Origin of the sequence: Streptomyces sp. NPDC017520, from assembly GCF_044329855.1 — a bacterium.
Classification (GTDB): Bacteria; Actinomycetota; Actinomycetes; order Streptomycetales; family Streptomycetaceae; genus Streptomyces.
In genome coordinates this window covers 525,126-538,400 of sequence record NZ_JBIRKB010000002.1, presented here as the reverse complement: position 1 = coordinate 538,400, position 13,275 = coordinate 525,126, and the positions used below count along the sequence as shown (strand labels likewise).

The 13,275-nt window shown below is 72.8% G+C and carries 12 protein-coding genes and 1 other RNA gene; 7 read left to right on the top strand and 6 right to left on the bottom strand.

What is annotated here, in order from left to right:
- Nucleotides 1-35 precede the first annotated feature (35 nt).
- The 3 genes from ACH4KB_RS06470 (at nucleotide 36) to ACH4KB_RS06460 (ending at nucleotide 1,753) form a co-directional block, all read left to right on the top strand.
- Complete coding sequence (locus ACH4KB_RS06470) at nucleotides 36-605, top strand: Uma2 family endonuclease (protein ID WP_398064666.1); 570 nt, start codon at nucleotides 36-38, stop codon at nucleotides 603-605.
- A 57-nt stretch (nucleotides 606-662) separates the two neighbouring features.
- Nucleotides 663-1,070, top strand: an RNA gene (gene rnpB, locus ACH4KB_RS06465) — RNase P RNA component class A.
- A gap of 170 nt (nucleotides 1,071-1,240) precedes the next feature.
- On the top strand, nucleotides 1,241-1,753 hold the full coding sequence (locus ACH4KB_RS06460; protein WP_398064169.1) for a GNAT family N-acetyltransferase: 513 nt from the start codon (nucleotides 1,241-1,243) through the stop codon (nucleotides 1,751-1,753).
- An 87-nt stretch (nucleotides 1,754-1,840) separates the two neighbouring features.
- Here ACH4KB_RS06460 and ACH4KB_RS06455 read toward each other — a convergent pair whose 3' ends face one another.
- Together ACH4KB_RS06455 and ACH4KB_RS06450 are read right to left on the bottom strand one after the other, a co-directional pair.
- Nucleotides 1,841-2,743, bottom strand: a complete 903-nt coding sequence (locus ACH4KB_RS06455; RefSeq protein ID WP_398064167.1) for a glycosyltransferase family 2 protein — start codon at nucleotides 2,741-2,743, stop codon at nucleotides 1,841-1,843.
- Between the two features lie 240 nt (nucleotides 2,744-2,983).
- Entirely contained in the window at nucleotides 2,984-4,375 is a 1,392-nt protein-coding gene (locus ACH4KB_RS06450) for an MFS transporter (protein WP_398064664.1), read from the bottom strand.
- Nucleotides 4,376-4,569: 194 nt separating this feature from the next.
- Between ACH4KB_RS06450 and ACH4KB_RS06445 the strand changes: the two genes are divergently transcribed.
- Nucleotides 4,570-5,259 carry a TetR/AcrR family transcriptional regulator gene (locus ACH4KB_RS06445; RefSeq protein WP_398064164.1) on the top strand — a complete coding sequence of 230 codons (690 nt, stop codon included), beginning with the start codon at nucleotides 4,570-4,572 and terminating at the stop codon, nucleotides 5,257-5,259.
- 68 nt (nucleotides 5,260-5,327) lie between these two features.
- Nucleotides 5,328-6,350: a hypothetical protein gene (locus tag ACH4KB_RS06440; protein ID WP_398064161.1), complete on the top strand. Its 1,023-nt coding sequence runs from the start codon at nucleotides 5,328-5,330 to the stop codon at nucleotides 6,348-6,350.
- Nucleotides 6,351-6,471: 121 nt separating this feature from the next.
- Here ACH4KB_RS06440 and ACH4KB_RS06435 read toward each other — a convergent pair whose 3' ends face one another.
- The 3 genes from ACH4KB_RS06435 to ACH4KB_RS06425 form a co-directional block, all read right to left on the bottom strand.
- Nucleotides 6,472-7,326 carry a PhzF family phenazine biosynthesis protein gene (locus ACH4KB_RS06435; RefSeq protein WP_398064159.1) on the bottom strand — a complete coding sequence of 285 codons (855 nt, stop codon included), beginning with the start codon at nucleotides 7,324-7,326 and terminating at the stop codon, nucleotides 6,472-6,474.
- A gap of 137 nt (nucleotides 7,327-7,463) precedes the next feature.
- Nucleotides 7,464-7,943: a lamin tail domain-containing protein gene (locus tag ACH4KB_RS06430; RefSeq protein WP_398064156.1), complete on the bottom strand. Its 480-nt coding sequence runs from the start codon at nucleotides 7,941-7,943 to the stop codon at nucleotides 7,464-7,466.
- Between the two features lie 144 nt (nucleotides 7,944-8,087).
- On the bottom strand, nucleotides 8,088-8,852 hold the full coding sequence (locus tag ACH4KB_RS06425; protein WP_398064155.1) for an SDR family oxidoreductase: 765 nt from the start codon (nucleotides 8,850-8,852) through the stop codon (nucleotides 8,088-8,090).
- Nucleotides 8,853-8,996: 144 nt separating this feature from the next.
- Here ACH4KB_RS06425 and ACH4KB_RS06420 point away from each other — a divergent pair, with 144 nt between their 5' ends.
- Nucleotides 8,997-10,664: an alkaline phosphatase D family protein gene (locus tag ACH4KB_RS06420; RefSeq protein ID WP_398064153.1), complete on the top strand. Its 1,668-nt coding sequence runs from the start codon at nucleotides 8,997-8,999 to the stop codon at nucleotides 10,662-10,664.
- Between the two features lie 24 nt (nucleotides 10,665-10,688).
- On the opposite strand, the gene ACH4KB_RS06415 is transcribed toward ACH4KB_RS06420, so the two are convergent.
- On the bottom strand, nucleotides 10,689-11,684 hold the full coding sequence (locus tag ACH4KB_RS06415; RefSeq protein ID WP_398064151.1) for a Gfo/Idh/MocA family protein: 996 nt from the start codon (nucleotides 11,682-11,684) through the stop codon (nucleotides 10,689-10,691).
- A gap of 89 nt (nucleotides 11,685-11,773) precedes the next feature.
- Between ACH4KB_RS06415 and ACH4KB_RS06410 the strand changes: the two genes are divergently transcribed.
- Nucleotides 11,774-13,195 (top strand): multidrug effflux MFS transporter, encoded by a 1,422-nt coding sequence (locus ACH4KB_RS06410; protein ID WP_398064148.1) that lies wholly within the window; start codon nucleotides 11,774-11,776, stop codon nucleotides 13,193-13,195.
- Nucleotides 13,196-13,275: the final 80 nt, after the last annotated feature.

Genomic DNA, 13,275 nt, shown 5'->3' with positions numbered 1-13,275 from the left:
GCGAGCGACCGAGGAAGGAGCGTGACATGACTGCCATGGCGCACGAGCCGCTCACGCAGGCAGAAGTCCTTCTGGAGGGCTTCCTGGCCCTGGACACGCCGGAAGGCTTCCGGGCGGAACTGATCGAGGGGGAGATTGTCGTGACGCCGCCGCCGGACGGGGACCACGAGGACTACATCAACGTGGTCCTGAAGCAGGTGCTGAGGAAGTCCCGCACCGACATGGACTACTCCGGGAACAAGGGCCTGAAGCTGAGAAGCGGCGGCGCCTGCCCGAAGAACCACGCGATTCCCGACGGCACGTTCGCCCCGACGGGACTCCGCCTCTTCCGCGGCGCCGAATCCTGGATGGCCCCCGAAGGCGTCGCTCTGGTGGTCGAGGTGACCTCCACCAAGCCGCAGGCCGACCGCGAGGCCAAGCGCCGCTGCTACGCGCGCGGGGGCATCCCGCTCTACCTGCTCATCGACCGGGACGACAGCTCGGTGACGCTGTTCAGCGACCCGGAGAACGACGACTACCGTCAGCTCCTCACGATCCCGTACGGGAAACCGCTGCCGCTGCCCGAGCCCTTCGCCTTCGATCTGGAGACCGGCGACTTCGGCTGAGGGACACCGACAGGGCCGTCCGTCGGTACGGCCCGGTAGGATGGCGATCACGGCAGACGAGTCGTGCGGACGGCCGCGTGAGGATCCTCGGATCCTCCCGAGGAACGTCCGGGCTCCACAGGGCAGGGTGGTGGCTAACGGCCACCCGGGGTGACCCGCGGGACAGTGCCACAGAAAACAGACCGCCCGGGACCTCGGTCCCGGGTAAGGGTGAAACGGTGGTGTAAGAGACCACCAGCGCCTGAGGTGACTCAGGCGGCTAGGTAAACCCCACCCGGAGCAAGGTCAAGAGGGGCCGCCCCAGAAATGGGACGGCCCTGCGTGAACGTTCGAGGGCGGCTCGCCCGAGTTCACGGGTAGACCGCACGAGGCCGGCAGCAATGCCGGCCCTAGATGGATGGCCGTCTCCCCGGCCGCCGCGAGGCGACCGGGAGACAGAACCCGGCGTACAGCACGACTCGTCTGCCGTCTCACCCGTCCCTGGCCGCCGCGTGCCCCAGCACGCTCACGGCGGCGCGTTGTTCGCCCGCGTCCTATTTCCACCTGCGCGGAAGGCTGCCGGCGTGGTCTGATCACCCCCGGGCGCGGGCCGGAACCGGCGGGCGCCGAGCCGACGGATGCGGGGAGACAGGGCGATGAGCGTCGCGGAAAACACCGGAGCCGGGCGGCCGGGCCATCAGGGCATACGGCTGCGCCCGGCCGCGCCGAACGACGCGGAGGCCGTCACCCGGGTCTTCCTCGCCTCCCGCGCCGCCGCCATGCCGTATCTGCCCCGGGTCCACAGCGACGAGGACACCCTCGCGTGGATCACCCATGTCGTGCTGCCCACCAGCACCGCGGTGTGGGTGGCCGAGGAGGAGGGGGAGGGCGGGGAACTGCTCGGGTTCGCCGTGCTCGCCGGGGCCGACGAGCTCGATCATCTCTACCTGCGGCCCGACGCGCTGCGGCGGGGGATCGGGAGCCGGCTGCTGGCGGAGGTGCGCGGCGCGGCGCAGGGGGGCCTGGAGCTGTACGTGTTCCAGCGCAACGCCGCCGCCCGCGCCTTCTACGAGCGGCACGGGTTCACCGCCGTCGCGTTCGACGACGGTGCCCGCAACGAGGAGAACGAGCCGGACGTGCTCTACCGCTGGGCCCCCGGGGGCCGCTGAGCTCGCGGGGACCGCTGTGTCCCCGGAGACCGCTGAGCTCGCGGGGACCGCCGGGCCCCGGGGACCGCCGGGCCCCCGGGCGGCAGGTCAGATGACCGGCGGCCGGCCCAGCCGTGTCATCTGCCACACCGTGGACCAGCGCATCGGGCGCCGCTCCCCGCACGGGGTGCGGACGCCCTCGGCGAAGCCGCCCGCCCAGGCGCGCAGACCCTTCGGGTCGCGGGTGCGGGCGAGGGTGAGCAGGGTCCAGGTGCCGAGGTAGGCGGGGACCAGGGGGAGGGGCAGGTTGCGGCGGGCCAGCCAGACGCGGTTGCGGGCCGTCATCCGGTAGTAGACCGCGTGCCGGGCAGGGGACGTCTTGGGGTGCTGGAGCAGCAGCTCGGGCTCGTACAGCACCTTCCAGCCCGCGTCGAGCGCGCGCCAGGCGAGGTCGGTCTCCTCGTGGGTGAAGAAGAACTCCGCCGGCCACAGGCCGGTCTCGGCCAGCATCTTCATGGAGAACGCGTGGCCGCCGCCGAGGAAGGCCGTGACCGGGCCGCCGCGCATCGGGTCGCCCGCCCGCAGCCGGGGCACGTGGCGCCGCTGGGTCTCGCCGTGCTCGTCGGCGATCCGGAAGCCGACGATGCCGAGCCGGTCGTCGGCCGCGAAGTGGTCCCGTACCCGGCGGAAGACGTCCTTCTCGACCAGCAGCCCGTCGTCGTCCAGCTCGATCACCACGTCCACGTCGCCGATCTCGGCGAGCCTGCGCAGCCCTTCGTTCCGGCCGCCCGGGCAGCCGAGGTTCTCCGGCAGCTCGATGGCGGTCACCCCGCCGTCGAGGTCCGCCAGGCCGGGGAACGCGGTGAAGTCCGGGAGCGCCGTCCCGTTGCCGATGATCACGAGCCGGGTGGGCCGGACGTCCTGCATGGCGACCGACGCCAGCAGCGCCTCGACCGCTTGCGGGCGGTCCCCCATGGTCACGATGGATACGCCGATGCGTGGTGCGGACAAGTTCGGTACTCCTGGGCTCGGCTGCCGTGCGGCTGCTGGTCGGCTGCGGTGCCCGCGATCGTAACGCCTCGGTGTTCAGTGTGCGGTTACCGCCCGGCCATCCACGGGCCCGTCGGTGTTCGGCGGTTCAGCAGGGCGTACACGGTCAGCGGCTCGGACTCGGGCATGTCCGCGTCCTTCCGCTGTCGATCGTGCTCCGTCCCGGGGGCCGGTGCGGCCCCCGGGGCGGTCCCGCTCCGCTCACCCCTCCGCCGCTGCCGCCCGGTCCCTCCCGGTCAGGAAATACCCGGCGAGCAGGGCGCCGGCCAGGACCAGTGCGGAGTTCACGAGGATGGCGATGGAGACGCCGGACAGTACGGCCTCCGGCCCCGTCGCGGCCCCCGTCCGGGCGGTGACGATCGCGCTCATCACCGGGATGCCGAGGGTGATGCCCACCTGCTGGGTCATCGTCGCCAGTCCGGTGGCCCGCCCCTGCTCCTCGTCGGGCAGACCGGAGGTGGCCGTGACCATGAAGCCGACGATCATCAGCATGTTGCCCACACCGCCGACGAAGGTGGCCGCCAGCAGGAGCCAGATCCAGGAGCCGGACGTGCCGAGCGCGACGAGGGAGAGCGTGGCGGCGGCCTGGACGACTCCGCCCAGCACGATGGCGCGCCGGTTGCCGAACCGGCCCACCGCCCGTCCGCCGAGCATCCCGCCGACGACCGTGCCGACGCCCAGCACGCCGAACGCGAGGCCGGTGGCCAGCGCGGAGTAGCCGAGGACCTCCTGGAGGTAGAGGGTGAGCAGGAACACCAGCGAGGTCTCGGTGACGAAGGCGATCAGCCCGGCGGCGTTGCCCCAGACGACGCTCCGCCGCTTCAGGATGTGCATCGGGACGAGCGGTGCGGCGGCCCGCCGCTCGATGCGGACGAACGCGATCAGGAGGGCGATGCCGGCGGCCAGGGAGGCCAGCGTGGTGGGGGTGGTCCAGCCGGTCTCGCCGGCCTGGGTGAGCCCGAGGACGAGCAGCAGCAGCCCGCCGGTGACGGTGACCGCGCCGGGCACGTCCAGCCGGGGCCGCCGCTCCGGCCGGGAGTCGGTGATCACGGAGGGTGCCAGGATCACGACCAGGGCCGCCACCGGTACGTTGATGAAGAAGGCCCAGCGCCAGGAGAGCAGGTCGGTCAGGAGGCCGCCGAGGATCGCTCCGGCGGTGAACCCGGCGGACATCAGGGCGCCGTTGAGTCCCAGCGCCCGTTCGCGCAGCGGCCCCTCCTTGAACGCGGTGGTCAGCAGCGCGAGTCCGGCGGGGGTGACGGCCGCGGTGGCCAGGCCCTGGAGCACGCGGGCGGTGAGGAGGACCTCGGGCGAGGTGGCGAGGCCGCCGAGCGCGGAGGAGAGGCCGAGGACGACCATGCCGCCGATGAACAGGTTCTTGCGGCCGACGAGGTCGGCGACGCGTCCGAAGAGCAGGGTGAATCCGGCGGCGGCGAGCGCGAACGACGTGGCGATCCACTGGAGGTGGGCGAGGGAGAAGCCGAGCCCCTCTCCGACGACGGGCAGTGCCACGTTCAGGATCGAGAAGTCCACCGCGATCATGAACTGGGATCCGAGCAGCAGAGCCAGCACGAGCTTCTGGCGTCTCGTCATGCGGGGGCCGGCGGCGCGGGGGGCGGTCGTCGGTCCGGTGGGTGCGGGTGCGGGTGTGGGTGCGGGTGTGGGTGCGGTACGGGACATGGCAGGGCGCCTTCCTGGGCGGCGAATCGCTTAACGGTTCTGTGGTTCCGTTAAGGTGGATGTCACCGTAACAGGGGGAGTGTTGTTAATGGAACTGGAGACCCGTTATGACTTCTGAAAGTGCTGAAGGCTCCGGAAGCTCCGGTGGTCCCGGAAGCTCCGGTGGTCCCGGAGGCTCCGGATGTGTCGACGTCGACGGCGGCGAGCCGGGCACCGTGCGTCGCGGCGGTCGCACCGCCCGGGTCCGGGACGCGGTGCTGCGTGCCGCCGGGGACGCGCTGGTCGAGCACGGCTTCGACGGGCTGGACCTGGCCGATGTCGCCCGGCGGGCCGGGGTCGGCAAGACGACCGTCTACCGGCGCTGGGCCGCGCCCGCCGGGCTGGTGGCCGATCTGCTCTCGGACATGGCGGAGCAGTCGCTGCCGCGTGCCGACACCGGGTCCCTGGCCGAGGACCTCCGGGCCAACGCCCGGCTCGTGGTCCGGACGCTGACCGATTCCCGGCAGGGCGCTCTCTTCGCGGCCGTCATCGCCGCCGCCACCTGCGATCCGCGGGCCGCCGAGGCACTGCACCGCTTCTACGCGGTGCGGATCGGGGAGTGGTCCGGCTGTGTCGAGGCGGCGGTCGATCGCGGCGAACTGCCCGCCGGTACGGACCCGGGCGAGGTGATCGCCGCGGTGTCGGCGCCCCTGTACTACCGGCTGCTGGCCAGCGGCGCCCCGCTGGACGAGGCGGCCGGCGACCGGGCCGCCGCCGCCGCGGTCGCCGCCGCGCGGGAAGGGGTCTACGTGCGGTGAGGGGTGTGGGAAGTCCTTGACGGCGACCGGCTTCGTGGTGCCCGGCGGCACGTCGATAAAGTGCTGGAATGATATTCGGTAAAGCCGGGTTCGGGGGAGCCGTCGCCGACTTCGAGGCGGCGGTGACCGCGCAGGACGCCAAGCGCTCCGGCAAGGCGTTCGTCCGGTTGCAGGAGACCTTCGGGCAGGCCAGGGAGGCGGAGCTGCTGGACGGCGGGCCGCGGCTCGCCGCCGTGCTGGAGCAGGTCCCACCCGGCCCCCGTGCCGTCGTCGCCGTGCTCGTCGGGGCCTGCGTCGAGCGCGGTGCGGACGCCGAGCGCTGCGCGCCGGGAGTGCTGGCCGGGCTGCGGTGGGCGCTGGAGCAGGCTCTGGTGTTCTGCGAAGCCTGGATCGGGACCGGGGGCGGCGCGTTCCCCGTTCCGGACGGCGGCGAACCGGGCCCGGAGGCGGTGGAGCGCGCCGGTGCCGACGCGGCCGCCGGCTGGTGGACCCTTCGCCAGTGGGAGATGGCCGCCGTCGCGCTGCTGAACCACCCCGGTGTGCGACGGGCGGCCGACTTCCGGGGCGAGGCGCTGCGGCTGCTCGGTGCGGTGGAGCGGGCCTCCGGCACGGAGCTGAAGTCCCTCGCCTACGCGCTCCTCGTGCTGGACGACGAACCGCTCGTCGCCCTCCACCGGTCGAGCGGCACCGGCTACCTCCTGCGGGTCTCCGGCATCGGGGACAACTTCCAGCTGCACACCCTGCTCGCCGACGCGCTCATAGGCGGCGGCCATGTGGAGGGCCACGCGCCGTCGGCGCAGGAGGCGGCCGTCTGCCGGGAGACCCCCGGCCAGGTGGACACCGTGGGCTCCTTCGACCTGGTGGCCCCGGGCGGTGAACTCATCTGGAACGAGGGGGCCCCCGCCGACATCCCCGTCGTCGACGGCGTCCGGCTGCTGGTCCTGGACGAGCCGTCCTACCGGCGGGCCTGGCCCGCGGGCCGCTTCTTCCCCGGCATGCGCGGCGACGCCCTGCTGGAGCGCGCGTTGGACCCGGAGGAGACGGAACGGTGGTACGCCCAGGTCTCCCCGGCCAAGGACGCCACCGGCTGAACCGCCGTCTGGAGGAGGCACCGGCTGGACGGCCGTCTGGAGGAGGCCTCGGCTGAACCGCAGTCTGGACCGCCGTCTGGAGGGGCCACCGGCTGAATCGCCGCCCCCCCCGGGACGCGGGTCAGCCGATCCGGGCGCCCGTTCCGCTCACCCGGATCCTGGCGTCTCCCGCGCGCAGTTCGACGGTGAGTGTGCCGGGCCGGCCCATGTCAGCCCCCTGGTGCAGCGTCAGCACGGCCGCGTCCGGTACGAGCCCCAGCTCCCGTGCGTACGCGCCGAAGGCCGCCGCCGCCGCGCCCGTCGCCGGATCCTCGACGACCCCGCCCACCGGGAACGGGTCCCGGACGTGGAAGACCCCGGGCCCCTCGCGCCACACCAGTTGCAGCGTGGTCAGGTCGAGCCGGCGCATCAGCGCTTCGAGGCGCGCGAAGTCGTACTCCAGGTCGGCCAGCCGCTCCCGGGTGGCGGCGGCCAGCACCAGGTGCCGGGCTCCCGCGTAGGCGATCCGGGGCGGCAGGGCCGGGTCGAGGTCGGCGGCCGCCCAGTCCAGGGCCGCCAGCGCCTCCGTCAGGTCGGCCGCCGAGGTCTCCTCGACGCGGGGGGCCACGCTGGTGAGGGTGGCGCGGAGTTCGCCGCCCTCCCGTACCACGGTCACCGGCACCGGACCCGCGGCCGTGGCGAACTCCAGCTCGCCCGGCCCGTCCCGTTCGGCCAGGGCGAGCGCCGTGGCGACCGTGGCGTGACCGCAGAAGGGCACCTCGGCCTTGGGGCTGAAGTAGCGGATCGTGTACGCGCCCTCGCCGGTCCGCTCCGTCAGGAACGCCGACTCGCTGTAGCCCAGCTCCGCCGCGACGGCGAGCATCGCCTCCTCGTCCATCCCGGAGGCGTCCAGGACGACGCCGGCGGGATTGCCGCCCGCGGGGTCGGCGGAGAAGGCGGTGTAGCGCAGGACCTCGGGCAGGGGATCAGGTGTCATGCAGGGGTCCAACCGTGCCGCCGCTCCCGGCATTCCCCGCCCGGTGCGACGGTGCGACGGTGCGGCGGTGCGGCGGTACGGCGTGCAGGAGGGCCGGTCGCGGCCCCCCGTTCCGCGACCGGCCCTCCTGGGGCGGGTCAGTGGCAGTTCTTGACGCCCTTGTTCGCCTTGGTGGACTTCTTCCAGGAGCAGGAGTCCTGGAGTTTCCCGTTCGGCTTGATCAGCCGCGCCTTGTCCCCGGTGTTGTTCCAGACGTACGAGCCCCGGTTCCAGTGCACGGTGCCCGAAACGTTTTTGCCCTTGCCGGTGCGGAGCTTGACCGTCTTGCCCGCGCCGATCGTGTAGCTGCCGAAGGTGTAGGTGTAGCCGGTGTTGTCCTTCACCTTGAAGCCCTTGAGCTGGACCTTCTTCTTGCCGTTGTTGTGGATGTTCACCCACTCGGCGTTCAGCGACTTCGTGGTCCGGTTGTCCTTGCCGGGACCGTCGTACTGCACGGTCCCGAAGTGCAGCCCGCCCTGGTGGGCGGCGGCCGAGGCCGGCCCCGCCGTGGCGAGGAGCGAGCCGGCCAGTGCGGTGGCGGCGGCCAGGGCGATCGGCGCAGCGGTACGTATGCGCATGCGGTGTTCCTTCTGTGTTGTTCTGGTGAAGGCGTAACGAGATGCGATCATACGGACAGCACGCGCTTGCTCGGTCCAGAGCGGAGAAGTCCCCAAATCCGGCCACTTAATGGCTAGTTCGAACGGGCCTGATCGCCTGCGGGCTCAACCGCGACCGATGTACGGCATGTTCGTCGCCAGGACCGTGGCGAACTGAACGTTCGCCTCCAGTGGCAGCTCAGCCATGTGCACCACCGTCCGCGCCACGTCGGACGCGGCCATCACCGGCTCCACCGCCGTCTCCCCGTTGGCCTGGAGGATCCCGGTCGACATCCGCTCGGTCATCTCCGTCGCCGCGTTGCCGATGTCGATCTGCCCGCAGGCGATCCGGTAGGGGCGGCCGTCCAGAGACAGCGACTTCGTCAGCCCGGTCATCGCGTGCTTCGTCGCGGTGTACGCGATCGAGTGCGGGCGCGGCGCGTGGGCGGAGACCGAACCGTTGTTGATGATCCGGCCACCCTGCGGGTCCTGCTCCTTCATCTGCCGGTACGCCGCCTGCGCGCACAGGAACGCGCCCGTCAGGTTCACCTCGACGACCGCCCGCCAGTCCTCGACGGCCAGCTCCTCCAGCGGTACGCCGCCGGGGCCGAAGGTGCCCGCGTTGTTGAACAGGAGGTCCAGCCGGCCGAACCGTTCCCGTACGGCGGTGAAGAGTGCGCCGACCTCGTCGGCGTCGGTCACGTCCGTGGTGACGCACAGCGCCTCGGTGTCCCCGGCGGCGGCCGCCGTCTCCGCCAGCGGCTCGGCCCGCCGGCCGGCGAGCGCGAGCGACCAGCCCGCGCTCGCGAGGGCGAGCGCGACGGCCCGCCCGATCCCTGACCCCGCACCCGTGACGACGGCGACTTTCCGGCCGGTCTGCTCAGTGTTCATGGCCCGGCAGCGTACGGGACGGCTCGGTGCGCGGCGCACGCGGTGCTCATCGACCCGCCATGCGGATGTTGTGCACGCGACAACGGTGCGTCGTCGCGTGCGGCTGCCATGAACCCCGACAGCATCCGGGCTGAGGAGGGGCATATGACAGCCGCAGAGACCATCATGACGCCCGATCAGAGCACACGGGCCACCGAACTCCGCGCCGCCGCACGGCTGCTCGGACCGGGCGTAGGACGCAGACGCTTCCTGACCGTCACCGGAGCCGCCGCCGCGCTCGCCTTCGCCGTGAACCTGCCCGCCGCCGGCACGGCGAGCGCCGCCGAGGTCGACGCCCGCCGGATCACCGAGGACCCCTTCACCCTCGGCGTCGCCTCCGGCGACCCGCACCCGGCGTCCGTCCTCATCTGGACCCGCCTCGCGCCCCGCCCCTACGAGCCGGGCGGCGGACTGCCGCGCGGCCGGGTCGAGGTGCGCTGGGAGGTGGCCCGCGACGAGAGCTTCCGCCGTGTCGAGCGGCGCGGCTCGGCCACCGCCCACCCCGAGTTCGCCCACAGCGTCCGCGCCGAGGTCCAGGGCCTCGACTCCGGACGGGTCTACTACTACCGCTTCCGCACCGGCAGCTGGACCAGCCCGGTCGGCCGCACCCGCACCGCCCCGGCCGCCGGAGCCCGCAACAGCTCCCTGGCCCTGGCCGCCGTCTCCTGCCAGGCGTACCACGACGGCTACTTCACCGCCTACCGCCACCTCGCCGCCGAGGACGTCGACGTCGTCTTCCACCTCGGCGACTACCTCTACGAGTACGCCGTCACCGCCACCGGCGGAGCCCGGGCCTACACCGACCGCAGACTCCCCGCGCACTACAACCGCGAGACGGTCACCCTGGAGGACTACCGGCTGCGCTACGCCCTCTACAAGTCCGACCCGGACCTGCGCGCCGCCCACGCCGCCCACCCCTTCGTCGTCACCTGGGACGACCACGAGACCGAGAACAACTACGCGGGCGGCACCCCCGAGAACGACGTGCCTCCCGAGGAGTTCCTGCTGCGCCGGGCCGCCGCGTACCGCGCGTACTGGGAGAACCAGCCGCTGCGCACCCCGCAGCGCCCCACCGGACCCGACATGCGGCTCTACCGCCGCCTGAAGTTCGGGCGGCTCGCCCAGTTCGACATCCTCGACACCCGCCAGTACCGCAGCGACCAGGCGTACGGCGACGGCTGGCGGACCCCGGGGCCCGAGTCGGAGGACCCCGCGCGCACCATGACCGGGGCCGCCCAGGAACGCTGGCTGACCGACGGCTGGCGGGCCTCGAAGGCCACCTGGAACGTCGTCCCGCAGCAGGTCACCTTCGCGCGGCGGCGCGATGTGCCCACCGACGCCTTCAAGCTCTCCATGGACTCCTGGGACGGCTATCCCGCCTCCCGGCAGCGAGTGCTGGCCGGGGCCGAGGCCGCCGGGGTGGAGAACCTCATGGTCCTCACCGGCGACGTCCACGTCTCCTACGCCTTCGATCTGAAGAAGGACTTCGACGACCCCGCATCGCGGACCGTCGGCACGGAGATCGTCACCACGTCCATCAGCAGCGGCAAGAACGGCGCGGACCGGCCCGCCAACTGGGAGAACCAGACCCGCGCCAACCCGCACCTCAAGCACTACAACGGGCGGCGCGGCTACGCGCTCGTCACCCTCGGAACGAAGGAGGCCCGCGCCGACTTCCGTACGGTGGCGGCCGTCACGACCCCCGGCGCGCCCCTCGCCACGGCGGCCTCCTTCGTCACCGAGGCCGGGAACCCGGGGCTCACCCCCGCGTAACGCCGCCCGCCCGGGCGACCGGGCTCAGCGGTCCGCCGGGTAGCGGACGCCGATACGGTCCCGTACCGCGTCGAGCGTCCGCATCACCGCCAGCGAACCCTCCAGCGGGACGAGTGGGGACTCGCTCTCGCCCGCCCGCACCGCCCGCCCCACCTCGACGGCCTCGTACTGCATGCCCGAGAGCCCCTGGGGTCCCGGACCCGAGGTGATGGTCTCCGGTTCCGCGCCCGCCCGCCGCAGGACGAAGTGGTCCGGGTGGAAGAAGTCGCGCGGGAGGTCGATCCGCCCGGCCGTGCCGATGACGGTGGCCGCCGTCGGATGGTGGCCGACGATCGAGCAGGACAGCAGCGCGGTCGCACCGGAGTCCCAGCCGAGCAGCATCCCCGTGTTCAGGTCGACGCCCTCGGGGGAGAGCAGTGCGTCGGCCTGGATCCGGTCGGGCTCGCCCAGCAGCAGCTGGGCGAACGACACCGGGTAGACCCCGAGGTCCAGCAGCGCCCCGCCGCCCAGGTCCGGATCGCGCAGCCGGTGCCCGGGAGCGACGTCGCCCGCGAAGCCGAAATCGGCCTGTACGGTACGGATCTCGCCGATCGCCCCGTCCCGGACCAGCTCGGTGAGGCGGCGGACCACCGGGTTGAGATAGGTCCACATGGCCTCCATCAGGAAGAGGCCTCGCTCCCGGGCCAGCGCCACCAGCTCCTCGGCCTCCCGGCTGTTGAGCGTGAACGCCTTCTCGCACAGCACGTGCTTTCCGGCCCGCAGCGCGAGCGAGGCCGCCGCGTGGTGCGCCGAGTGCGGCGTCGCCACGTACACCACGTCGACCTCGTCGTCGGCGACCAGCTCCGCCCAGCTGCCGTAGGCCCGCCCGATCGCGTGCCGCTCGGCGAACTCCCGCGCCGAGGCCTCCGTGCGCGAGGCCACCGCCACCACCTCGGCGTCCGGGAGCCCCTGGACGTCCCCCGTGAACCTCGCGGCTATGCCGCCCGTCGCCAGAACACCCCAACGCACTGTCCCACCCATGCACGCCACCCCAGCCCGCCCGAAAAACGTATCGACCACTCCGGCCGAGCTGAGAGCATAGATGCGTATTCAACGATGTGGAGAAGAGAATGCCGGACAGCGGCGGCAGCCGGGCCCAGCGAGCACACATACCCACCACCGGGACCGGGGCCGACGACCGGCCGATCCGGCACGGCGACGCGGGCGCCCTCTCCGTCGACCCCGCCGCCCCGCAGGTCACCGCCCCCGCCGGCCTGCCGGGAACCCCCGGCCTGCCGGGAGCCCACGGCCTGCCCGGCCCGGCGGCGAGGGCCGCCCGGCGCACCGGCCTCCTGGTCACCATGGTCCTCGGCGGACTCACCGCACTGCCGCCGCTGTCCATGGACATGTACCTCCCCGCGCTCCCCGCCGTCACCGACTCCCTGAGCGCCCCCGCCGCCACCGTCCAGCTCACCCTGACCGCGTGCCTGGCCGGAATGGCGCTCGGCCAGCTCGTCGTCGGCCCCATGAGCGACCGCTGGGGCCGCCGGAAACCGCTGCTCCTCGGCATGGTCGTCTACGTCCTCGCCACCGCCATCTGCGCCCTGGCCCCCACCGTCGAACTCCTCATCGGCTTCCGCCTCCTCCAGGGGCTCGCGGGCGCGGCCGGCATCGTCATCGCCCGGGCCGTGGTGCGCGACCTCTACGACGGCGTGGAGATGGCCCGGTTCTTCTCCACCCTGATGCTGATCTCCGGCGTCGCCCCGGTCATCGCCCCCGTGATCGGCGGGCAGGTCCTGCGGATCACCGACTGGCGGGGCATCTTCGTCGTGCTGACCGCCGTCGGCATCGTCCTCACCCTGGTCGTCTGGAAGTGGCTGCACGAGACGCTGCCGCCCGCCGACCGCCACACCGGCGGGGTCGCCGACGCCCTGCGCACCATGCGCGGGCTCCTCGCCGACCGCGTCTTCACCGGCTACATGGTCGCGGGCGGGCTCGCCTTCGCCGTCCTGTTCGCGTACATCGCCGCCTCCCCGTTCGTCGTGCAGGAGATCTACGGGGCCTCGCCCCAGACCTTCAGCCTGCTCTTCGGGATCAACTCGATCGGTCTGATCACCGTCGGGCAGATCAACGGCAAACTGCTCGTGGGCCGGGTCAGCCTCGACAAGGTGCTCGGCTTCGGCCTCGCGGTGATCGTGCTGGCCGCCGTCGCGCTGCTGCTGATGACGTCCGGCGTCTTCGGCGAGGTCGGCCTCGTACCGGTCGCGGCCGGGCTCTTCGTCCTGATGTCGGCGATGGGTCTCGCGATGCCGAACACCAACGCCCAGGCCCTGATGCGCACCAAGCACGCGGCGGGCTCCGCCTCCGCGCTGCTCGGCACGTCCTCGTTCCTCATCGGCGCGGTCGCCTCCCCGCTGGTCGGCATCGCCGGCGAGGACACGGCCGTCCCGATGGCCGTGGTCCAGGTCGTGTGCGCGGTGGCGGCGGTGGCCTGCTTCCTGCTCCTGTGCCGCCCCTGGCAGCGGGCGGGCCGCGAGGCCGGCGGCCTCTGAGCCATCGCCGCCCGCCCAGGCCCTTGGGTCCGCCCCGGCCCCGCTGCCCGCCCCGGCCCTTGGGTCCGCCCCGGCCCCGA

Bases quoted from the DNA above. Each gene is read 5' to 3' on its own strand.
- ACH4KB_RS06470 (WP_398064666.1), top strand. From the start codon at position 36: ATGGCGCACGAGCCGCTCACGCAGGCAGAAGTCCTTCTGGAGGGCTTC.
- ACH4KB_RS06430 (WP_398064156.1), bottom strand. From the start codon at position 7,943: ATGCGCATACGTACCGCTGCGCCGATCGCCCTGGCCGCCGCCACCGCA.
- ACH4KB_RS06460 (WP_398064169.1), top strand. From the start codon at position 1,241: ATGAGCGTCGCGGAAAACACCGGAGCCGGGCGGCCGGGCCATCAGGGC.
- ACH4KB_RS06450 (WP_398064664.1), bottom strand. From the start codon at position 4,375: ATGACGAGACGCCAGAAGCTCGTGCTGGCTCTGCTGCTCGGATCCCAG.
- ACH4KB_RS06445 (WP_398064164.1), top strand. From the start codon at position 4,570: ATGACTTCTGAAAGTGCTGAAGGCTCCGGAAGCTCCGGTGGTCCCGGA.
- ACH4KB_RS06425 (WP_398064155.1), bottom strand. From the start codon at position 8,852: ATGAACACTGAGCAGACCGGCCGGAAAGTCGCCGTCGTCACGGGTGCG.
- ACH4KB_RS06435 (WP_398064159.1), bottom strand. From the start codon at position 7,326: ATGACACCTGATCCCCTGCCCGAGGTCCTGCGCTACACCGCCTTCTCC.
- ACH4KB_RS06415 (WP_398064151.1), bottom strand. From the start codon at position 11,684: ATGGGTGGGACAGTGCGTTGGGGTGTTCTGGCGACGGGCGGCATAGCC.
- ACH4KB_RS06440 (WP_398064161.1), top strand. From the start codon at position 5,328: ATGATATTCGGTAAAGCCGGGTTCGGGGGAGCCGTCGCCGACTTCGAG.
- ACH4KB_RS06410 (WP_398064148.1), top strand. From the start codon at position 11,774: ATGCCGGACAGCGGCGGCAGCCGGGCCCAGCGAGCACACATACCCACC.
- ACH4KB_RS06420 (WP_398064153.1), top strand. From the start codon at position 8,997: ATGACAGCCGCAGAGACCATCATGACGCCCGATCAGAGCACACGGGCC.